Here is a 22,696-nt window from a genome sequence, read left to right as displayed (position 1 = left end):
TTTGTCAAAATTGATTACGGATTCATTTTGAGGAGGAACGGACATGCCATTGACCGCTAAGCGTGCGGAAGCAATCGAACGAGACGAACAGGATCGACTGGCCCCTTACCGGGACGAATTTTATCTCCAGGAAGGCTCGATTTACATGGACGGCAACTCACTTGGGCTGTTATCGAAACGGGCGGAAACCACGTTGCTCGAATCACTCGCCGATTGGCGCGAACTCGGGATTGACGGATGGATGAAAGGACGCCATCCGTGGTTTGAACTGTCTGAAAAACTGGCTGCCTTAAACGCACCCCTCGTTGGCGGAAGTGCGGATGAAGTCATGGTGACCGGTTCGACGACGGTCAATCTGCATCAACTCGTAGCAACGTTTTTTGCCCCATCCGGACAACGGACAAAGATTTTAGCCGACAGCTTAACATTCCCGTCTGACATTTATGCGCTTCAAAGTCAGCTGCGGTTGCGCGGACTCGATCCGGCAGAACATCTCGTCCAAGTCGAGAGTCGTGACGGACGGTTTCTCGATGAAGCGGATATCATTGCCGCGATGACGGAGGAGATCGCGTTGATTGTCTTACCGACCGTCCTGTACCGGAGTGGTCAGATTTTAGATATGGAACGTCTGACACGGGAAGCCCATGCCCGCGGTATCTTGATCGGCTTTGACGGCTGTCATTCCGTCGGTGCGATTCCGCATGCCTTTCATGACTGGGGCGTCGACTTTGCCTACTGGTGCAACTACAAACATTTAAATGGCGGTCCGGGAACGGTCGGCGGACTGTTTGTCCACGAACGGCATTTCGGCACGTTGCCGGGTCTGACCGGCTGGTTCGGCTCCCGTAAAGATAAACAGTTTGATATGGATCATACGATGACTCCTGCCGAAAACGCCGGTGCCTTCCAGATCGGAACGCCGCACGTCTTGAGCCTCGCCCCGCAAATCGGTGCACTCGAGCTGTTTGCAGAAGTCGGGATCGACGCAGTCCGGACAAAGTCATTGGCACTGACGGACTACATGATGACGCTCGTCGATCAGGAATTGACGCCGTACGGCTTTGTAATCGGGAACCCGCGTGACGACAAACGACGTGGTGCTCACTTGAGTCTCGAACATCCGGAAGCGGCACGGATCTGTAAAGCATTGAAGGCGCATCACGTCATTCCTGATTTCCGGGCACCGAATATTGTCCGGCTGGCCCCTGTTGCCTTGTATAATAGCTTTGAAGATGTCTATGAGGTCGTCTCGATTTTGAAAACGATCATGGACGAAAAACAATATGAACAGTTTAAGAACGAACGCGAAGTCGTCGCGTAAGGAGGAATTATGAAAGAACACCCTACTGAACTACGGCGTGACTTAAAAACACGCCAATTAACAATGATTGCGATGGGTTGCGCGATCGGAACGGGACTTTTTCTCGGGAGCGGTCTCGCCATCAGTCTCGCCGGACCAAGTGTCCTCGTCAGTTACGCGATCGGTGCCTTCATCGTCCTGCTCTTGATGGGTTGCCTCGCGGAAATGACCGTCGCCCACCCGACGTCCGGCTCATTCGGAACGATTGCCGAACAATACATCAGTCCATACGCTGGATTTCTTGTCCGCTATTCTTACTGGGTCGCGAACGTTCTTGCAATCGGTGTCGAAGTCAGCGCCATCGCCATCTACATGAAATACTGGTTTCCGGACGTTCCCGGTTACATCTGGATTTTTGTCTTTGCGATTGCCTTGATTTATATCAACGCAACGACCGTCAATACGTTTGCGACATTTGAATACTGGTTCTCCGTCATTAAAATCAGTGCGATTTTAATGTTCATGATTCTCGGCGCATACCTGGTCTTCGGGAGTAACTCTCCGGACATCGGTACGCAAAACTTTACGAATGACGGTGGCTTCCTGCCGTTTGGTTTTTCCGGTCTCTGGATTGCCGTCTTCATCTCGTTATTTAGTTTTCTCGGGACGGAACTGATTGCCGTCACGGCCGGTGAAGCGAAAGATCCGGATGTCGCGGTGCCAAAAGCACTGAAGGCCACCGTCTTCCGCTTATCGACATTTTATGTCATCACGATTGCCTTGATGTTGATGATCGTGCCGTGGCAACAGGCGGGCGGTGTCGATCAAAGCCCGTTCGTCAAAGTGATGGAGATGTTATCGATTCCCGGTGCTGCCGGCATCATGAACTTCATCATCCTGACGGCTGCCTTATCCGCGATGAACAGTCAGTTGTATGCGTCGACGCGTATGATGTACTCGTTGTCGAAAGCAACGTACGCACCGCGGATTTTCAGCCGATTGAATACGAAAGGTGTTCCCTTGTTTGCACTTGCCGTCTCGACGCTCGGGATTTTCCTTGCCGCTGTCATCAGCAGCCAGTCGAGTGTCTCTTATCCGTTCATGATGGGGATTTCGATGTTCGGGGCAATCTTCACCTGGTTCATGATTTTCATCTCCCACCTCTATTTCCGGAAAGCCTGGGAACGGGACGGTGGACGGAAACTGCCGGTCCGCATGATGGGCTATCCGTACTTGACGGCACTCGGGGCCATCCTGCTGTTTGCCCTCGTCATCACGACCTGGTTCACGGATTTCCAAATCGTCTTGAAATTCGGAGTTCCATGGTTACTGTTCTTGACGATTGCCTATGTGTTTTGGAAACGCAACAATCCGCCGCAAGCGGATCAAACAAACCGTTCACAATCACTTTGACGTAAAGGGGATCGATTGGAATGAAACAGACGGATGCGACGCAAATCGAAGAAACGATTCAAACCGACTTCAAAAAAGATATGTCTTACGGGGATTATTTACAGCTCGACTCGCTTTTGACGAGCCAGCAACGCTTATCGGACCATCATGATGAGATGCTGTTCATCGTCATCCATCAGACAAGTGAGCTTTGGATGAAGTTGATTTTGCATGAGATGTCGGCCGCCACTAAAGCGATTGCCGACGATCAGCTTGAGCGGTCGTTTAAGATGCTCGCCCGGATCTCGAAAATTCAACAACAATTGATTCAATCGTGGAGTGTCCTCTCGACGCTGACACCGGCTGAGTATCTGGAGTTCCGTGATTCGCTGGGACATTCATCCGGATTCCAGTCTTACCAAAACCGGCAAATCGAGTTTGCCCTCGGGTTTAAGAATGCGCAGATGCTGCGGGTCTATGAGCACGAAACGGCGCTGTTCACTCAATTAACGGCAGACTTGAAGACACCGAGCATCTATGACGAAACCGTCCGGGCGATGCACCGGCGCGGCTTACCGATTGACGAGACGATCCTCAACCGGGATGTCACGCAAGACTGGGAAGCTGACGCGAGTGTCGAAGCCGCCTGGGCCATCGTCTATCAGGACGTCGAACAGTACTGGGATTTATATGAACTCGGTGAAAAGTTGCTCGACATCGGCAGCCAGCAACAGATGTGGCGCTTTAATCATATGAGCACCGTCGAACGGATCATCGGTCAAAAACCGGGAACGGGTGGTTCGTCCGGCGTCAGTTATCTGCGCCGTGTGCTCGACCACCGCTTTTTCCCGGAACTCTGGTCGGTCCGGACAAAACTTTGAGGGGGAATCTTCTATGAACCGTTGGATCGATGTCTCACAACCATTAACCTCGTCCGTTACGACATGGCCGGGCGATACGAAGTTCAACTACACGATTAATTGGAGTAAAGCCGACACCGGTTCCGTCAACGTCGGTCAAGTCACGATGAGTCTGCACACCGGCACCCACATCGATGCACCGTTTCACTTTGACGATGCCGGTCAAAAAGTGATTGATCTTGATCCGGACCTCTACATCGGTCATGCCCGTGTCATTTATCTGCCCGGTCGGACCGAACTTGTCGCAAGTGATCTCGAGGCATTTGATTTAACCGATGTCCGCCGGTTGATCATCAAAACGGACGGCTGGGTCGATAAATCCGTGTTCCCGGAGACGATTCCGGTCCTGACACCGAGTCTTGCCGAACGTCTCGGAGCACTGGGTATCGAATTGATTGGTCTTGATTTACCGTCTGTTGACGCAATCGACAGTAAAGAGATGAGTGCCCACCATGCCCTCGCAGCACACGGTGTCCACATCTTGGAAGGGCTCGTACTCGATGCGATCACACCAGGTGACTATCACTTAAACGCCGTTCCGCTTCCGCTCGTCGACGGTGACGGCAGTCCCGTCCGTGCGTTGATGCGACCGTATTAAAATCAATAGATTTGACTTACACGAGAAATAAGACTCGATTTCCTGTCTAAAGACAGAAAATCGGGTCTTGTTTGTTCCTGACAGCGCAGCTGAATTGTACTTTTTACTTTCAGAATCGTGAAACAAGGCGGCTTTTTGATAGCCTCAAAAGGGATGGTTTCAAAAGCAATCACTCTTTTCTCACGCGCTTTCCTCAGGCGAGACACAAGCCAGCTGTCCTGCCTTATTGAATTCTCTTCATAGTAAACAGCCCCCTCCAACGCTTTGGTAGCGACGGAGGGGGCTGTTGGTTTAACGGACCAGTTGATCCGGTGTAAAGACTGATTGTTCGACTTGTTTTAAGGCATAAAAAGCACCTTGTCGTGCCATCAAATCAGCATACGTGCCAACTTCGACGACTTGACCTTGCTCCATGACAACGATTTGGTCCATCTTCTCGAGTCCTGCGAGACGGTGACTGACCAGCAACAGCGTTGCATCCGTTGCACGTGCGAATAAGTGCTGCAAGATCGTCTGTTCCGTCAAGGCATCGACTGATGAGGTCGGTTCGTCGAGCAGGTAGAGCGGAGCTTGCCGTAAGAAAATCCGGGCAATCGCCAGCCGTTGTTTTTCACCGCCGGACAGGTTTTCCCCTTTTTCGAGCACCCGGTCGTCAAGAGCGAGCAACGAAAGGCCCACTTGATTCAGTGCTTCGATCATCTGATCATCCGTTGCCTCGCTACTAGCAAGCTGCAGATTGTCGCGGATCGTTCCGTAAAAGAAATGGTTTTGTTGCAAGACGACATTCGACTGTCGCCATACCGCTTCCGGATCGATCTCTTGACCGGGGGTTCCCTCAATCCGGATCCCGTCTGCCGGATACATCCGCAACAACAGTTGCAGTAAGGTCGATTTCCCGGAGCCGCTCGCTCCGACAATTGCTGTTTTGCTGCCGGCAGGAAACGTCACGCTGACGTCTCGTAAGACCGGACGTTCCTGATCGGGAAACGCAAACGTGACCTGTTCGGCCCGGAGTTCCGGTGCCCGCGTCAGCTCAAACGAACGATATTCCGGTTCCGCTGTCGCTTCGACCACATCATCGAGCCGTCGCGCCGCATGGCGGCTGTCTTCAAAGAAGCCCGGCAAAATCGCCATTGGGGCTGCATTTTCAAACACCGTCAACGAGGTCATGACGAGTAAGGCCAGGAAAACACCGTCGAGCTGACCGTCGGCGACCAGATAAGCACCGAGACCCAACACAATCCAGGAAATGATCAAGGTGGCGAGTGTATTCCATGCAAGATTCGAGACGGCGTGCAGCCCGTTGCGTTTTTCTTCCGCCACGTACCGCGCTGCGACAGCATTCAGTTCTGCTTCCTTGTTTCCGAGTTGTTGATAAATCTTTAAATCCCGGTAGCCCTGGAACAATTCCGTCACTTCCGTCGACAGTTCCCCCCGCCGTGCCCGAACGGACCGGGCAAAGCGTTGTTCCCGGTAGGCAAACCAGCCGGGAATGACGAATCCCGTCAACAGAAGACCAATCACGAGGACAAGCGCAACACTGAGTGAAAAGAAGCTGACGAAAAAGATCGTACAAAGAAAAACGAGCACTAAGATGATCGGTGGATAGACGACCCGTAAAAACGTATTTTGGAGACTTTCGACGTCACCGACAATTCGTGCGAGCAGGTCACCACTCCGGTACTTCGCAAAGATCCCCGGTGCAAGCGGCTCGAGTCGTTTATAAAACGTCGTCCGTAAGTCACTGAGAATCGTAAACGTCGCCCGGTGTGAATAATAGCGTTCGGCGTAACGACTCGCCGCCCGCGTCAAGCTCGACAGTTTCTGTAAGGCAATCAAGACAGCCAGTGTCTGGATCGGTGGCAATAAAGCGGCTTTTGAAATCAGAAAGCCGCTTGCCGCAAATAAACCGACCGCTGTGACTCCAGCCAGAACACCGAAGACAATCGAGAAGACGATGTCTCGTTTTTGGTGCAACATCAAGCGAAAAATTCCCATCAACTCTTTCATCGTGTCTCCTCCCCTCGTTGAACGGCACGCATCATCGCATACTCCGATTCACGTTCGAGTAATTCTTCATGTGTTCCCCGGTCGACAATCCGTCCTGCTTCCAGAATGACGATTTGATCCGATTGTTCAATCGTATGCAATCGGTGGGCGACCGTGATGACCGTTGCTTCACGTCCTAAAACAGTGATTGCTTCTTGCAGCAACCGTTCCGTCTTGACGTCAAGACCGGTCGTCGGTTCATCAAACAAGATGATGTTCGGTCGTTTTAAGAACGCACGCGCCAAGGCAACGCGCTGTTTTTCTCCGCCGGATAATCCGCGTCCGCCTTCCCCGATCACCGTATCGAGTCCGTTCGGCAACTGCTGAATCAGTTCTGTCAGACCGGCGTCAGATGCGGCCTGTTCAATCGCTGAACGTGATGCCTCGCGTAATTCACCAATTGCAATATTCTCCGCAAGTGTCCCGGCATACAAATACGGATGCTGGGAGATATAGCTCAGTTGGCGGAACCAGCTTGCTTCGGTGATCATCTGACGGGGTTGAGCGTCAAGTAACAGTTGTCCGTCCTGCGGATCGGCGAGACCCGCCAATAACTGAAGGACCGTTGATTTGCCGGCTCCGCTGCGACCGATCAACGCGACCTTCTGATACGGTTCGATCGCAAGATTCAGTTCGGTCATCGCAAACCGGGCATCGCGGTATGAAAAAGCGACGTCCTTTAATTCGATCCGTGGTGGACGGGCTGCCGGTAGTTCCGTCTGTCCGAAGACGACGCTCCGGTCATCTTCCGTCAGTTCCGCTGCAATCTGTTTCGCGGCCGCGACACTGCCCCGTCCCGTATGGAAGGCTGCGCCCATTTCCTTTAACGCCAGATAGTATTCCGGCGCCAATACCAACATCAAAAAGGCCGGGACAAAGGTGATACTTTGGAACAGAATCAAACGTAAGCTGACTTCAAGCGCAATCATTCCCATACTGAGCATCGAGATGAATTCGAGCATCAGTGATGACAAGAAGGCAAGTTTCAACACCGTCAATGTCGCATCCCGAAAGTCGAGGCTGCTCCGTTCGATGACGTCCTGTTGGGCCTTCGCCCGACCAAATAATTTCAACGTCGTCAGTCCCTGTAACGTATCCAGAAATGTTCCGGAGAAGGCATTCATCTTCTCCAGTTGCGTATCGGCCCGATTTTGGGTCATGATCCCGATGACGATGTAAAACAACGGAATGAACGGGGCTGTAATCATCATGACGAGTCCCGTGACCCAGTCATAGCTGAAGGCTGCAATCAGCACCATCAGCGGGACGATCGACGTCTGGATGACTTTCGGCATGTACTGACTGTAATAACTGTCCATCTCATCGACGGAATCCAGTAGGACACTGACCTTTTTTCCGGATTGTCCTTCGAGCATCGATTCAACGGAGTTTTTCGTATATTTCGCGACAAGTGCCTGGCGTAAGTCTTGTTTGACCCGTGCCGCAAGATTCGTCCCGAGACGTCCGTTCCAATACGTGACGCCGACGCGCAGGACAAGCATCAACAATAGGACACCAAGCAACGGAATGACTGCCGCGAACGGATCCCCTTGCAGGAAAATCCGATCGACGATGATGACGATTAAATAGGATTGACCGATGACGGCAACACCCATTAAGACGGCCGCCAGCATCAGTTGTATTAAAATTGAACGCGGAATCGTGATGATTCCTTTAAGTGGATTCATAATCAAACGCCCTTTCACAAAGTGTGAACGACTTTTAGTGAATATTTTCACATATCGTACATTTAGTATACCGAATCCATTCTGTTGATGCCACGGGTATGCTGCCGAAAAGGTGTGACGGTTTTGTGAGAGACATTTTACTGGACAATTCATTGATCCGGTTGTATCGTGGACAATAGTTATCCACGTTATACAAAAAGGAGAATGTTTTATGCAAATGAAAACCGGTGTTGAGCAATCCATCTATGCCATGCTGTTATTGACGTTTTTACCGGATAAAGGGGTCCTGCCGGGCGAATTCATCAGCCAACAACTCGGCGCTTCCCCGACCTATTTTCAAAAACTGCTCCGGAAGCTCGTTCATGCGGATCTGTTGATATCCGTTCCCGGAGCCAAAGGCGGATTCCGTCTGAAAGCTTCCCCTGAACAAATTCGTGTTTTTGATGTCTATGAAGCGATTGAAGGGAAACAATCGTTGTATGCGTCAAGCGGAGTCTTTGAAGATTTGATGGGCATCCAAAACCAAAACATCTGCTTATTGTCCGACTTGATGACAGAAGCCGAACAGTCGTGGCAATCGACGCTCAAACGCGAAACGATTGATTCGATCCGCCGCGAAATTTATTTGAATTGTCCGCCTGACCATCTGACAAAACTGCAAAGCTTAATCGAAGAAAAAATGATTCGCAACTAAAAGGAGATTATTATGATGAACACTACTACACTTGACCGTTATTTTGATTTATTTGACGCTTCCCGGACCGACGAGCAAGCCTTTACGGATTTGATTGCACTATTTTCGGATGACATCACATTCGTCCTCAACGGACAGGGACAACACGGAATCGAAGCGTGGAAACAGTTCGTCCGGATGGTTTTTACGGCCAATCAAGACATCAAGCACATGTACGCCGGCTGGGTTCCTTCAGAAACAGGGGATACGATGGAAACACGCTGGGCCGTTTGCGGTAAGCGGGCGGACGGATCGGTCTTCACGCAAGACGGAACGGATATCGCCCGACTGGATGCAGACGGAAAAATCGTCTACCTTGCCAATGTCCCGGACGATACAGCGATGTTCAACCAATACAACGATTAATCTAAAACAGGCATCACTTCGTTATGAAGTGGTGCCTGTTGCTCATGCTTATAAGTTCTTCGCCTTGAAGGTGTCGCCGCCTTCAATCGTTCCGTTGTCGAATCCTTTTTGGAACCAACGTTCCCGCTGTGCGGAAGTACCGTGGGTAAAGCTTTCCGGCACGACATAACCTTGTCCTTTTTCTTGTAACGTATCGTCCCCAACTGCATTCGCAGCACCAAGCGCCTCTTCCAGATCCCCTTCTTCAAGCAAGTTTTGTCCTTGCGCATGGTGCGCCCAAACGCCGGCATAATAATCCGCCTGCAACTCAAAACGAACGAGGTATTTGTTAAACTTCTCTTCACTCATCTTTTGACGGAGCGGCATGATTTCGTCCGACGTACCGAGCAGTGTCTGGACATGGTGTCCGACTTCATGGGCGATGACATACGCCATCGCAAAATCGCCGGGTGCGCCGTACTTCGTTTGTAACTCATCATAAAAACTAAGATCGATGTATAATTTCTGATCACCTGGACAATAAAAAGGCCCGACAGACTTCCCGGCTTGTCCACACGCTGAACTGACCTGATCCTTATAGAGGACGAGCGTCGGTTCTTTATAGGTCATCCCGTCTTGTTTAAATTCCTTTGTCCAGACTTCTTCCGTGTCGGCTAAGACAACAGAGACAAAATCAGCCGCTTCTTTTTCTTTCGCCGTTTCTTGGTACTCTGTCTGGCTGCCGTTATCCGATTCTGTTAGTCCCCCTAACAGATCAGCCGGATTGCCTCCCATCAAAGTAACAACGATTAGAATAATGATTCCAAGGCCACCACCAATCCCAGCGACTCCTTTTCCACCCATCCCCCGTCGATCTTCGACGTTTGAACTTCTTTCTCTACCCTTCCATTTCATACGCGTTCCTCCTACAAGTCTCAATGCATTTCTATACCCCACATCGTGTTTGTTTATCCTTGATTTCCTATTTTAAGATTTAATTTTATTTTAAACATCTTGAAGCTAAACAATCTGAAATGGCCAACCGATAGTGAGATACATTCAGCGTGTGCATTCGTGCTTTATTTCAGCTGCAACTAAAAATTGGAGGAATTTTATTTTATGAAACGCCGGAATCAGCTTATGCTTGGGATTAGTTCATTTGTTGTCATCTTGTCACTCATCGTTCATGTTTTACACCGATTCACCACTTTTGCTGACGGCTATCAAATCATTCGTGGAAACGTCAGTGCCGCCTCACCAATCGCTCTGACTTGGATTGCTTTGTTACCGGTCATTTGTTTGCTTGCTGCTACAGTCTTGTACCGAATGCGCCCGCGCAGTAAAAACGTACCGCTTTTGTTGACGGTGACGTTAACTTTCTCCAGTATGTCGATTGTCGCCGGCGGAAACGGACTCGTCGAATACCATTTCTCAATTTTTATGGTGTTGGCCTTGATTGCCTACTTCCGTCGGATTGATTTGATTCTTGTCAGTACCGTTCTGTTCGCCGTTCAACATTTTGCCGGATTCTTTTTTGTACCGGCGTTGATTTGCGGTACAGCCGGTTATCCGTTCAGTATCCTGATGATTCATGCTGTCTTCCTGATTTTGACGAGTGCTGCGCTCATCATTCAAATCGCTGTTCAGAATAAGGAACGTCAGGCGGCATCACGCCGCGAAGCGGATGCGACGAAACTGATCACGAATGTCAGTCAGCAGATTGAATCCCTGGTCGGTAGTTTAAAAACCAATACGAGGCATTTACAACAAGCCGCTGTCCAATCGGTCGAAGCGACCAATCAAATTGCGACTGCGATTGCGCCGATTGTTGACTCTGCCGACGGACAACACCAATCGATGCAACAAGGAACAGATCAATTGCATCAGGTCAATGCGGCTATCGCAACGATTCAGGCGAAAATGGCACGGACGGCCACAACGACGGAAAATATGACGAAAACCGCTTTGACCGGAAATGAAGAAATGCATCTGATGGATCGCCGGGTCGAAGCGATGGTCGAATCGACGAATGGTCTGCATACTTCCATCACCGCCATGGCCGGTCGGTCCGATAAAATCCAAAAAATCCTGGCGAATCTGGAAGCGATTGCCGGTCAGACGAACTTGCTAGCGTTAAATGCAGCCATCGAAGCGGCACGTGCCGGTGATGCCGGACGTGGCTTTGCCGTCGTCGCGACGGAAGTTGGTCACCTTGCCGTCCAGTCGCGCAGTTATGCCAATGAAGTGACGGAAGTTTTACAGGCATTGATTGCGGATACCGATCAAATCAAGGAAACGGCAGCCAGTTATACGACGACACTGTCGGAAAACCGACAGATGACCAAGCGTGTCCGGCAGACATTTTCTGACATCACGCAACTGGTACAGGAGGTCGAACAAAGCATCAACTCGATTCAAACAGCGCGTCAAGGAGTCGGTGTCCAGATGCTCGATATCGAACAACGGATGGAGACGACCCGAGCCGCTTCGCTTGAAGTCCGGTACGGCATTGAGTCGACTGCCGTCTCACTCGAACAGCAAACGACCGTCCAACACGAATTTGAAACGATGACCCAATCACTCGGTCAGATGACAAGTTCGTTGGAACAATTGGTTGATGAATTGACCAATCATATCGATCGGTAACCTAAATCAAGCAGGCTCCTCCTTCAGACGGAGGAGCCTGCTTGCATTTTTGTTAAAATTAAGTGGAGCCGTTCTAGGAATCATCCCATCATATCCCGAATAGTAAGAGAATTGACCTTTTTTTGAGAGAGGAGTTCTTTGATGCAGACCTCACTACAATCACTACTCGATGTTGCCCGCAGATTTGGTCGAACCTATCACAAAGATGCTCTCGTGTTAACCGGCGTTCTCGTTTTGATTGTTTTGTACGGCGCCCCCCTGCTGAAACCGGGAATGGTCGTCTTCAGTGATATGTCATTTGGTCTCTCGTCCAATCGTTATCTCGAGGAAATTTTTGGCGCCTGGAATAACCGCTGGAGTACGACGACCTTGTTGAATGTCGCCCGTCTGATTTACATCTTTCCCTTTTATCTGCTCAGTTTACTGTTTGGTGCGTCCGGTCCGATTTTGATCAAGTCGTTTATTTTTGGCTTGTTGATCGTGTCCGCTGTTTCGATGTTCGCTTTAACAAAACGGTTGCATTCGGTCTACGTCTCACCTCACTTTTCTTTTTTATCACTCGTCGCTTTTGGCATCGCCGCTTTGTTTTATGCCTTGAATCCATGGGTCATCACGCGGATCCAGCACATTTATCTCTTATGTGGCTACTCCGTCTTCCCACTCGCCTTGTTGTTGTTTTTTAATATATTTGATCCCAAGTTCCGTGAACAATTCAATCCGAACTTTTCATTATCCGACCGGCTGTCGCGCCGGACATGGATCGACATTACCGGACTATCCGTCGTCTTTGCTTTCATGGCAGCCGGCATCCATTACTTTTTCTTCTCCTTGATCTACATGGGCATCATGGTCGCCCTGATTTTTGCGAAGACCTTTTGGACACGTCGGAAAGAGCAGATCATTAAACCGTTGATTGGTTTTTATGTCCGCTCCACGATTGCCTTTTCTCTTGTTTTCCTATTGTTTAATTCATACTGGTTTTTCATGTATGTCGGTTCCATCTTGACCGGATCGCAAGCTTCGCAACACAACATCAATGTCTCTGATACGTTGATGTTGTTCAGCCGTCATTCTTCGTGGACGAATGTGTTTTATTTAACGAGCTACTGGTGGCCGATGTTCGATCTGACGACGTTACCGCTCAGTTTCTGGTTAGGCGGCGGCGTTATTCTGTTGTTGATTTCGTTTGGTGCGTTTGTCTCCTATCGTCAGCCAATCCTGTTATTCTTCACCGGTCTCAGCATCCCGTTGATTGTTTTTGCGACAGGGACTCACGAGCAGGTCGCCGACCTCTTTGTCTTGTTCGTCACGAAGACTCCGCTGATCGGCGCCATGTTTCGTGACCCCAACAAGTTAGTCGGATTGCTGATGGTCAGCTATAGTTTGTTGCTCGCTTCAAGCCTCGCGACCGTGTTCAACCGCCCTTCCAAAACGTTGCCGCTTCCGGTTTACCGCCTGCTTGCGATTGGAACGACTGTCATCGCCCTCGGGTTGTTTTTCTGGCCGTATCGCGCCGTCTACATGGAAGGTTTTTATCATCCGGTGAAGATGCCGAAAGAATATACCGTCGTTCAAGAACTGATTGACGGGAAATGGCTTCAGTTTCCGATTGCAGATGAAATGACACAACCGAGTACGGGGGTCGCGACACCGACCTGGAATAAAAATCCGCATCCGGACGGCGAAACCAAAGCGACCGGGGACGTCCAAGTCTACGGTTCGCAGGCAAACACGGTTTTTCATCACGAAGGTACCACCCAGACGGTCCGCTACATGATGACGTTCATGCAATATTTGCTCGATACGGGCCGCTCCGATCAAGCCGGGCAAATTGCACAGGCGTTTGGTCTGCAACAGTTCGCGTACCGGACGGAATATACGGGCATGAAGGAGCGGCAAGCCTTCAATAAAAAGATTCTCGCCACCCAACACGATCTGCTCGCGACAAAACAAGTGGGGCTGTTTACGTTATTCGATTTAATCGAGCCACTTGACAGTCGGACTGTTCCACAGTTGATTCTGACCCCATACGGTCTCGAACGGTCAGTCACTTTCTCGACTTTGGATGATTATAAACTTGGTCCCCAATCCATTTTGTATGCGACCCAAGCCCATCAAGACGGCTTATCGTGGTTAAAGAAAGACGACATCATCGAGATGGCGGAAGAAAACGATGTGTTACTGAGTCAGGTACCGGAACAATACTTCTGGAAACCGTTTGACGCGATCGACTCCGCCAACTCGTTCCTGAACTGGGGCAAAACGTTTTTGGCAAACAGTGATTGGCGCTGGTATTTACGGACACAAGGAATCAGCAATCCATCATTCGATCTCGACTTCGGGGATGGAATCGGCTTGTCTTTCGCCTCGGCAAAGATAGATGCCCCCGTCTATAAACTCGATCAGTTGAAGACGAAACAAGTCGCGTCGTTCAACTCGATGCTTGAGGACGAGACATTTTTCAAAGCGGATAATCCGGACATCGTCGACTTATCCCCTAATCCTTTGTCAAAGGAAAATAACCTGCCTGTCCTGCGGGCGGAAGTCGCAGAGGGTGATCCGAAATACATTTGGCAGGTCGCGAAATCCGGCAAGCTGGACGCCTTACCGAACAATGCGTACCGGTTTGACATCACAGCGTCCGGTCGTGGTGTTGACCGGTTGCACGTCAAAGTCCGGTTTTACGATGCCAAAGATCGTGAACTGAATCAGACGTATGTCGTCGCTCCCCGCGACTCCGGTGATCTTGACGCAATCCATCTTCAAGGCGAGTACGTCACCCCGAAAGACGCCAAGACGATGCGGATTGATTTGCTGAGTTTTCAGCGTCCGGAACGGAAGACGTATTGGTGGGTCCACGATATCAAGATTTTCAGTTTCGAGGACTATATGGTACCGAACACGATTGAGATGACAAAAGAGACTACCCGAGGTCGTTATGCCGGTTACGCACGTGTCTTATTGAACCAAAACGGCGGCCAGCTTGACTTTGAATTCAACGACCAAACATTCTCTGTCAAGACGAAGCAAGCGGCAGGCGCAAAACTCGTTTGGGTGCCTCTCGGAAACTTCGTCGCAGACAACACAAGTTCGACACTCCGCATCACGAATACGTCCGGCTTTAATGCCGTTCAAAACATCGTCTTGATTCCAAAAACAGAATGGACGAAAGTTCAGGAACGACTGGAAGAGAAACTTCCAATCACCAAAACGTTGATGGTGCTCGAAGCAGAAAACGCCTTTGATTACGAGGGACACCTTCAATCCGAACGTAACTATCCCGGATTCAGTTTCGGAAAAGGTGTAGCTGCTCAAAAAGGAACGTTACGCCGAACGATTGATGTTGCTGAGGATGGAACCTATGACATCCAGCTGAAAGCGACACGACCGACGAACACAAATGGCCGGTTGACCGTCTTGCTGCGCGATGGGAAAAAAATCATCTACCGGCGTGTCTTGACAGCGCAGGATTTCAAGACGCCGGACATCCGAAAACAAGCGATTGGTCAAGAAACCGTGACCTTCGATCCGTTGCACCGGGATTTTCCGTATCAACTCGAATCTTTGCCGGATGTCTACTCGGCACTTCATCAGATTACGCTGGAAGACATTCCGTTGATGGGCGGTCGTTATGAGATTGAACTGGTGTATGCGAGTGCCGTTCCGTCACTCGTTACGATGGACGATCTGCATCAGTTTGATCCGAGTGAAATCGTCACCGACAAGCCACTTACGGAACCGGAAGCAGCCGCCAATTGTGCGACATGTGTCTCGATCACGGACGATATGTTTAGCGGGAGCGAAAAAGACGGTACGTATCGAATGGAATATGAAGCAACTTGTTCGTGTGACTGGTATATCTTCGCCTCTCAAAAAATCAAGGCACGTCCGAACCATGAATACTTGTTGCAGTTTGATGCGGTCAGTAAAAACGTGCGGCAACGTCACTTGAAAGTCTTTTATCTGGATGAAAAAGACCGTGTCATCGGGACCGATTTCATCAATGAAGTCGAGGAAGACAAAAAGAGCCGCTGGAATCATTACGAACAGATGATCATTCCTCCGAAAAAGGCGGTGCGGATGCAACTCCACATCTGGACACGCGGTAATGAGAAAAAGGCGGGCAGCTTACAGCTTAAAAATCTGGAGTTTCTCCCTTACGATCAACTGATCCTCGTCGATCAGTTTGTGATGGCGGAGCAGACCGGAAAACCGCTGTTCGCTCAAACACCAGCCGAGAAACTTGGTGTCACCCCGTCGTTGATGAATCGACATATTACGAGTCAGGAGCCCCTTGGTCGTTTTACGGTCAACGATTCGCCGACACCGCTCTTTGAGTTGCGTGACGGTGTCGCGCCGATGCGGGGTAACATCGCGCTGAACGGCGTCAGTCAGTTGTACCGGTCCACTCAAGCAACCGCCGATGTCACTGTCGTCTTACGTCCCGTCTATTATGTCGGACTGACCGTCCTGCTGCTCGCGTTCCCCTTGAGCGGGCTGCTGATCTGGTGGATGACAGGTCAACGGTTCGGAGCGGTTCGTCAGCGGTTCCGCGAGAAACTGTCCTCAACGATTCGTCGGCCTAAAAAATCCAAGACATGACAAATACCCTGTACCGACTCGATATGCAGCGGGTCGGTACAGGGTATTTAACGATGCCGTTGATACAAGGCAACCATCGTCTTTAAAAAAGCAATCGAGTCCTTGACCAGATTGACGTGTGATCCTTCCCGCTCGATACAGGTCACGGGCTGTTGGAACACACGCAACCGTTCTTTTTTCGCGGCATACATCAATTCAAGATCAATCGCCAGTCCACTCTCGACGTTTAAATACGGCAGGATCCGCGGGACGACACGACGATTGATGATTTTTAGACCGGTCTGCGAATCGGTGACCCCTTTCGGTAAAAAGGTCCGTGTCAGATTTCGTTTGGCGAAACTGAGCAGACGCCGGACAAGTCCACGGTCTTCAATCGTCAAATCTTTTGTCCCAATGACGATATCATAATAATCATTTTGGGCAATCGTCAGTAAACGGGCGATGTCTTCCGTCTTAAACGAGTTATCGGCATCGACAAATACATAATAATCACTCGAGATGTTTTTCATCCCTTCGATGAACAACCCGGCTTTCCGGGTATTCCGTTCCACCTGGTGGACTTCGAGATACCCGACCGTGAACAATGTATCCGTCGCGTCCATGACGATGGAACGATAATCCTGCAACAACGCTTTCGATTGATCGGAAGACGCATCATCAAAAAAGTTGATCGAAGCATGAATGTAATCTTCACTGATTAGTTCCGCTAATGCTTCTAAAAATTGTTTTACATACATAAAACGTTTCTCTTCGTTAAATATTGGTAATATAAAGGCTATAGTATCTTTTAAAATGGGATATTCAGGATGGATGATATGTTGGATTTCAGCAAACAATTCATTCGGATAGCTCGCTCGATAGGAAAAGGTACGGAGAACCCCATCCCCTTTTACCGCTTCATACGGGAAATCGCCTTTCATCCGTACGACATCCTTGATCAGCAAAATTTTTGCCCGTGAGCGGATACTACGGATTTGATTTAAGATTTTCAACTCGTCTGCACCCATCTGATAGTCGACGATATACAGCTTGATATCATGTTCTTCTTCCGCACTCTGAACTTCTGTAATAGCGATTTGTTCGAAGGAGGCAGGACATTTACCCGGTTGTGTGTAAAAGAGTATTGGATAATAAGGAATCAGAGTTTCGTAGGAAATTTGTCGTCCATGATCCGTGAAAATAGCGATGTGACCTTGGTTCATGCTGATTCATCCTTTCCGTATCATTCAAACCGATTGATGGGAGGTGTTCTGATGACTGGTTTTCTAAACCGTCATGCAGTGATTTTAATTTTTCCAATTCTAGACATTTTATTGAACATCGTCAACTATGCCTACCACTTGTTGTTAGCCCGTCAATTATCGAGTGTCGACTATGGATTTTTAAACGGTTATCTCGCTTTACTGGGTCTGCTCCTTATCATCGGAAGCGCCTTGCAGTGGACGGTCACACGCGACCTCAGTCAACATTTAACGAATCATTATCGTGTTTTACGAAACCGGTTGCTTGCTGTCGTCGGAGTCATTTTACTTATCTTACTGTATGTCTTACCTATCCTTCTACCTTTTACCAGAATAAACCTTCTTCTTGTTGTGCTTACAGTCTTTTTCCATATCTTATTATCTTTCAGGCGTGGTGTCATTCAAGCACAAGAACGTTTTTACGCGCTGAACCTTTCCTATTATGTCGAATCGTTAACGAAAGTGATCGCCACCTGGCTTTTGCTTCAGTATACGAACGTAACCCTTGCCTTAGCCTTTATCTTGATCGGGATGCTAATGGCTTATCTTGTCAGCCTTCTTCAGACACCATTCCCAGAGAGTACCGGTCCAACCCGTTGGAACGGTCTGACGCATTTGATTCACACCCAAGTCGTCATGACCCTTTTCTTTACACTAGACAGTCTTCTTGTAACACGATTTTTCCCGACATTTGCCGGAGACTATTCCGTTGCGTTGCGGTTCGGTCAATTATTGTTGTTCGTCGCACTCTCCTTATCCCAACTGTTGTTGCCGCGTCTCAGCAGTTTCAATCACCAACAGTCCTTTCACATTTGGGAACGTAAGTTGTACCTGTTTCTATTGAGTGGGCTCGCCTGTGCCGTCATCTTTTACGTCACGATTGTCCCGTATCTCATTCCCTGGTTATTCGGAGACGGCTACGATTTAGCCGGACAGTATGTCAAATACATGGTGCTCGTCTACGCCGGCATCACGCTGATCCAGTACGAGGCACTTGTCCAATTTTCGCTACACCGGACAAGCTATCTGAAATGGTTTTGGGGGATTCTCGTCTTATTGGTCCTCTCCCTCTTGTTCGTCCGCCAAACGGTTGAAATTTGGTTGACCGGGCAAGCGATCGTCTTGTTAGGAAGTGCCTTTGTCCTGAGATTCATTTTGCCAAAACAGCGATTGATTGTGAAAAAGGAGGAGCTTTTATGAAACCCCGTCTCTTATTCTTATCGTGGCGTGACATCAAACACCCGAAGGCCGGTGGTGCCGAGGTCTTTACACACGAAATGCTTCGCCGTGTCGCGGATGACTATACAATCACGCATCTATCCCCCGCCTTTGAAGGGGGGCGTGACGTCGAATTTTTAGACGGCATCACGTATGTCCGCCACGGTACGCTCGCAACCGTCATTCCGTATGCGGCATCTTACTATTACAAACACGCCTCTTCGATCGATCTCGTCGTCGATCAGGTCAACACGCATCAGTTCTTCACGCCGTTGTATGTCCCACGCGCTAAGCGTGCCCTGTTCATTCATCAGTTCACGCGTGAAATCTGGCAGATCAACGTCAAGCGCCCGTATGCCTGGCTCGGTGAACAGACCGAGACGCCCCGGCTTCAGCTGTACCGTCACGGACGTGCCTTGACGGTCAGTCAGTCGACGGCGGATGACTTACGCTCCATCGGTTTTTCTAAACCACAGATTACGATTCTGCCCGAAGGACTCGATTTCATTCCGTGGAAAGAAGAGGAATGGCAACCAAAAGAATCGGTCCCGACCTTTTTATACGTCGGACGGATGTCTGCCTATAAAGGAATCGACGATGCCATTCAAGCCTTCGTCATCTTGAAACAAGAATTCCCGACAGCGAAGTTTTGGGTCATCGGTAAAAAAGATGCGCGCTATGTTCAACAACAGCTGGACCCGCTTGTCCCGGAAAAAATCCGGGGAGATATTACGTACTTCGGCTTTGTCAGCGCAGAGGAAAAGCTTGAACGGATGAGTCGTGCGACCGCACTCCTCTTCCCTTCCAAACGCGAAGGCTGGGGCTTGACGGTCAGCGAAGCGGCAGCAGTCGGCACACCGACGATCGTCTATGACGCCCCCGGTTTACGAGATGCCGTCCATTACGGGATGGCGGGTTATATGACAGTTGCCCAGTCGCCCGGTGCACTCGCTTCTGAAATGCGTTCCTGCATTCAAGACACCGAACAATACGATACGATTCGTTATGCTGCACATCGCTTCGCCCAGACACTGCACTGGGATAACACAGGTCAACACTTTCGAAATTGGCTCCAGAACGAACTTCCACTAGTTGATGTGAAGGAGGAGTATGTATGATTGGAATCGCAATGTCGACGTATCAAAATCAAGCCATTATTGAGGAAACGATTCGTTCGCTCCAAGCCCAAGCTTCACCTTTTCGTTGTATCATTGCCGACGATGGATCGACCGACCAAACGGTTCAGACGATCAGACGATTAACACAACACGATGAACGCTTTGAGGTCATCGCTTTACCGCATGGTGAACGCGGGATTGCGCGAAAAACGGCTATCGATCGTCTAAAAGCACTCCACGTCGAGTATCTGTACATCATCGATTCGGACATGGTGCTTTCGGATGACATGCTGAAAAGTTGTTTGTTGTACCTCGAAGCCCACCCGGATATCGGAGCACTTGTCATCCCGGAACAGGCATACAGCGACCATTCGAATTTTTTCAGTCAGGTCAAGGTGTTCGAACGGAATTTGTTTAATATTCCGACGGATCAGCTCGATGCCAATTCGATTGAAGCCGCTCGTTTTTGGCGGCTCGACGCCTATGTGACTTCAGGTGAAATTGATCCAACGCAAATCAGTTTTGAGGAAACACAACCAACCATCCGCTATTTGGAGCAAGGGGGACAAATCCGGCGGGCGACCTTCACTTTCGTCCGGCACAATGAAAAACAGGTCGAACTTACCGACCTGCTCCAAAAGAAACGCTATTACTTTGACGTCATGCCGAAGACGCTTCAAAACGAAGACGGCGGACTAACAAAGGCATTACAGCGTTGGTACTTTTTCCGACCGGTCTTGTATCACAAAACAAATCTCAAAAAATACGTTCGCCATCCGCTTCTTGCTGCTGGTGTGATTTACATGTACATCCGCCTCAGCTTCATCGGAGTCGAGTCGCTTGTCTTCAAACGTGTTTCATGACCGTCCCATTCATTGATTGGTACAAGATATAGGTTCCGAATTGCGTCGGAAACTCAAAACGGTGCAAGCCGTTCATTTCATCATCCGGCGCTTCTTGATTCGGAATTTCCAACGCACGGCGGCCAACAATCGTTCCATCTTCAAAAAATAAACAATACGGACGATTCGCATTGGTCAAAATCCCATTAAACATGACGCCAATATTTTTCTTTCGATGTTTCGTCTCAACGACTTCGGCTCCGACCTTTTCCATGATGCGAAGAATCGTTTCATCAATTTTCAATGGTTTTGTCATCAAACGACTGATGTTTCCGGAATTGACGGCAGCGAGTAACGTATGCAATTGCATGTAGTCGGTCAGAACAATCTGTTTCGTTAACGGGTACAATTGCGTGACCTTTTTCAGCAGTTCGACACCGTCGAGTTGTGGCAACCGCAATTCTGTCATGATGACATCAACATCTTGTACTTCGAGTACCGATAAGGCCTCTTCTGCCGATTCAGCTTCCAGTACTTCCTGATTTCGTTCCAGTAACTTTCGTTGCAAAATCTTTCTTGTCGGCTCATGCGCATCAACTAATAAGTACAGTGCCATCTTTAAAACCTCCAGTTCAGAAAGGGTGTTGGATGATGTATATTCTCTTATTATCAGGTGGATCCGGAAAACGACTTTGGCCGCTGTCGAACGATTTAAACTCCAAACAATTCCTGCGGATTCTTGAAGATGCCGACGGACAAAAACAATCGATGATGGAGCGGGTGTTTCAACAGTTAGAAACAAGTGGTCTAGCGGATCGAACCGTCATCACGACGACCGAAGCCCAGCTCGATGCAATTGAACATCAGCTTGGCACAAAGGTGTCCGTCATCCACGAACCGTCTCGGCGGGATACGTTTCCTGCCATCATGCTCGCAACAAGTTACTTGGCAGAACGGATTGATCCAACAGAAACAATCATCATCATGCCCGTTGACCCTTATGTCGATGCTTCTTTTTTTGAACGATTTTCTATGCTCGATGAGGCCGTTCAGGCTCATCCCGATGCCCTTCACTTGATGGGGGTCGAACCGCTTCATCCGACGTCGAAATACGGCTATATTATTCCTGAATCTACAAGTCCGATGTCTACGGTTCAACAATTCCGTGAAAAGCCATCCTTGGAGACTGCAGTCGAGTTGATTGATCAAGGAGCGTTGTGGAATTGCGGGGTATTCGCCTGCCGGCTTGACTTCTTAACGGAACGACTGAACGAGCAACAGGTGCCTGTGACGTATCAGGACTTACGAACGGCGTATGACTTGCTTGAGAAAACATCGTTTGATTATGCCGTCGTCGAGAAAACAACCAACCTGTTTGTCCACCGGTATGACGGATACTGGAAAGATCTCGGGACCTGGAATACTCTGACGGAAGAAATGCCGAGTTCGATTCATGGCAATGCGCGATTGATCCATTCCACTAATACGCATATCGTCAATGAAATGCAAGTGCCTGTCCTCGGAATCGGCTTGACCGATTTAATTGTTTCGGTCAGCCCCGACGGTGTCCTCGTTTCATCAAAAGATGAAACGCCTCATCTTAAAGATTATCTTGTCGATCAAGAACTGCCCCCGCAATTTGAATGGAAACGCTGGGGGTATGCGACGATTCTTCATCAACAACAACTTGAAGACGGACGGTATGCCGTGACACGTCGTCTGCATATCCAAGCCAACCACCAGATCAGTCATCATTACCATGCTCAGACAGACTCGACGTGGAGCATTCTTCAAGGACAAGCCGAAGCGATCATCGACGGGGAACATCAATTGCTTGGTCCCACTTCCGTCGTCCACATTCCACGCGAGGTGCCGCATACATTAAAGACATTGAGTGACTTGATTATGATCGAAATCAAATACTCCATCGACTGGACGGAGGAAGACAACTATCCGCTTCCGATCTCACTCGGTTCGAATTAACGGCGGCACGTATCGCAAAAG

The 22,696-nt window shown here is 49.4% G+C and carries 17 protein-coding genes; 12 read left to right on the top strand and 5 right to left on the bottom strand.

Going from position 1 to position 22,696, the window contains the following annotated elements:
- Positions 1-43 precede the first annotated feature (43 nt).
- Genes kynU through kynB form a run of 4 tightly spaced genes read left to right on the top strand, consistent with a single transcriptional unit; the run spans position 44 to position 4,210 of the window.
- On the top strand, positions 44-1,321 hold the full coding sequence (kynU, locus tag P404_RS0109190; RefSeq protein WP_026830557.1) for a kynureninase: 1,278 nt from the start codon (positions 44-46) through the stop codon (positions 1,319-1,321).
- A gap of 9 nt (positions 1,322-1,330) precedes the next feature.
- The gene (locus P404_RS0109185) at positions 1,331-2,713 is read left to right on the top strand and encodes an amino acid permease (protein ID WP_026830556.1); all 1,383 of its coding nucleotides are present in this window, start codon (positions 1,331-1,333) and stop codon (positions 2,711-2,713) included.
- A gap of 20 nt (positions 2,714-2,733) precedes the next feature.
- Entirely contained in the window at positions 2,734-3,573 is an 840-nt protein-coding gene (kynA, locus tag P404_RS0109180) for a tryptophan 2,3-dioxygenase (protein WP_026830555.1), read from the top strand.
- 13 nt (positions 3,574-3,586) lie between these two features.
- The gene (gene kynB / locus P404_RS0109175; protein ID WP_026830554.1) at positions 3,587-4,210 is read left to right on the top strand and encodes an arylformamidase; all 624 of its coding nucleotides are present in this window, start codon (positions 3,587-3,589) and stop codon (positions 4,208-4,210) included.
- A 291-nt stretch (positions 4,211-4,501) separates the two neighbouring features.
- Here kynB and cydC read toward each other — a convergent pair whose 3' ends face one another.
- Together cydC and cydD are read right to left on the bottom strand one after the other, a co-directional pair.
- On the bottom strand, positions 4,502-6,220 hold the full coding sequence (gene cydC, locus P404_RS0109170; RefSeq protein ID WP_026830553.1) for a thiol reductant ABC exporter subunit CydC: 1,719 nt from the start codon (positions 6,218-6,220) through the stop codon (positions 4,502-4,504).
- Positions 6,217-7,947 (bottom strand): thiol reductant ABC exporter subunit CydD, encoded by a 1,731-nt coding sequence (cydD, locus tag P404_RS0109165; protein WP_026830552.1) that lies wholly within the window; start codon positions 7,945-7,947, stop codon positions 6,217-6,219. Before cydD ends, cydC begins: the two co-directional genes overlap by 4 nt.
- 211 nt (positions 7,948-8,158) lie before the next feature.
- On the opposite strand from cydD, the gene P404_RS0109160 reads away from it, so the two are divergent.
- Together P404_RS0109160 and P404_RS0109155 are read left to right on the top strand one after the other, a co-directional pair.
- Positions 8,159-8,641, top strand: a complete 483-nt coding sequence (locus tag P404_RS0109160) for an RrF2 family transcriptional regulator (protein ID WP_014969205.1) — start codon at positions 8,159-8,161, stop codon at positions 8,639-8,641.
- Positions 8,642-8,656: 15 nt separating this feature from the next.
- The gene (locus P404_RS0109155; protein WP_026830551.1) at positions 8,657-9,046 is read left to right on the top strand and encodes a nuclear transport factor 2 family protein; all 390 of its coding nucleotides are present in this window, start codon (positions 8,657-8,659) and stop codon (positions 9,044-9,046) included.
- Between the two features lie 48 nt (positions 9,047-9,094).
- On the opposite strand, the gene ypfJ is transcribed toward P404_RS0109155, so the two are convergent.
- A complete protein-coding gene (gene ypfJ, locus P404_RS0109150) occupies positions 9,095-9,940 on the bottom strand; it encodes a KPN_02809 family neutral zinc metallopeptidase (RefSeq protein WP_026830550.1) in 846 nt (281 codons plus the stop codon).
- 204 nt (positions 9,941-10,144) lie between these two features.
- Here ypfJ and P404_RS0109145 point away from each other — a divergent pair, with 204 nt between their 5' ends.
- Both P404_RS0109145 and P404_RS17460 read left to right on the top strand, forming a co-directional pair.
- Entirely contained in the window at positions 10,145-11,671 is a 1,527-nt protein-coding gene (locus tag P404_RS0109145; RefSeq protein WP_026830549.1) for a methyl-accepting chemotaxis protein, read from the top strand.
- Between the two features lie 141 nt (positions 11,672-11,812).
- On the top strand, positions 11,813-16,273 hold the full coding sequence (locus tag P404_RS17460) for an MFS transporter (protein WP_051590474.1): 4,461 nt from the start codon (positions 11,813-11,815) through the stop codon (positions 16,271-16,273).
- Between the two features lie 47 nt (positions 16,274-16,320).
- On the opposite strand, the gene P404_RS0109135 is transcribed toward P404_RS17460, so the two are convergent.
- Complete coding sequence (locus P404_RS0109135) at positions 16,321-17,475, bottom strand: glycosyltransferase (RefSeq protein WP_034774130.1); 1,155 nt, start codon at positions 17,473-17,475, stop codon at positions 16,321-16,323.
- 51 nt (positions 17,476-17,526) lie between these two features.
- On the opposite strand from P404_RS0109135, the gene P404_RS0109130 reads away from it, so the two are divergent.
- The 3 genes from P404_RS0109130 to P404_RS0109120 are packed head-to-tail and all read left to right on the top strand — an operon-like array spanning position 17,527 to position 20,713.
- Positions 17,527-18,714: an MATE family efflux transporter gene (locus P404_RS0109130; protein WP_026830547.1), complete on the top strand. Its 1,188-nt coding sequence runs from the start codon at positions 17,527-17,529 to the stop codon at positions 18,712-18,714.
- Positions 18,711-19,850, top strand: coding sequence for a glycosyltransferase family 4 protein (locus P404_RS0109125; protein ID WP_026830546.1), 1,140 nt, complete (start codon positions 18,711-18,713; stop codon positions 19,848-19,850). The genes P404_RS0109130 and P404_RS0109125 overlap by 4 nt, the downstream gene beginning before the upstream one ends.
- Positions 19,847-20,713 carry a glycosyltransferase family 2 protein gene (locus P404_RS0109120; protein ID WP_026830545.1) on the top strand — a complete coding sequence of 289 codons (867 nt, stop codon included), beginning with the start codon at positions 19,847-19,849 and terminating at the stop codon, positions 20,711-20,713. The genes P404_RS0109125 and P404_RS0109120 overlap by 4 nt, the downstream gene beginning before the upstream one ends.
- On the opposite strand, the gene P404_RS0109115 is transcribed toward P404_RS0109120, so the two are convergent.
- On the bottom strand, positions 20,697-21,308 hold the full coding sequence (locus tag P404_RS0109115; protein ID WP_026830544.1) for a response regulator: 612 nt from the start codon (positions 21,306-21,308) through the stop codon (positions 20,697-20,699). The genes P404_RS0109120 and P404_RS0109115 overlap by 17 nt on opposite strands.
- Before the next feature lie 35 nt (positions 21,309-21,343).
- Here P404_RS0109115 and P404_RS0109110 point away from each other — a divergent pair, with 35 nt between their 5' ends.
- Positions 21,344-22,675 carry a sugar phosphate nucleotidyltransferase gene (locus tag P404_RS0109110; RefSeq protein WP_026830543.1) on the top strand — a complete coding sequence of 444 codons (1,332 nt, stop codon included), beginning with the start codon at positions 21,344-21,346 and terminating at the stop codon, positions 22,673-22,675.
- Positions 22,676-22,696 lie beyond the last annotated feature (21 nt).

The organism is Exiguobacterium antarcticum DSM 14480 (assembly GCF_000685865.1).
Classification (GTDB): Bacteria; Bacillota; Bacilli; order Exiguobacteriales; family Exiguobacteriaceae; genus Exiguobacterium_A; species Exiguobacterium_A antarcticum.
This window is presented reverse-complemented; position numbering and strand designations above follow the sequence as displayed.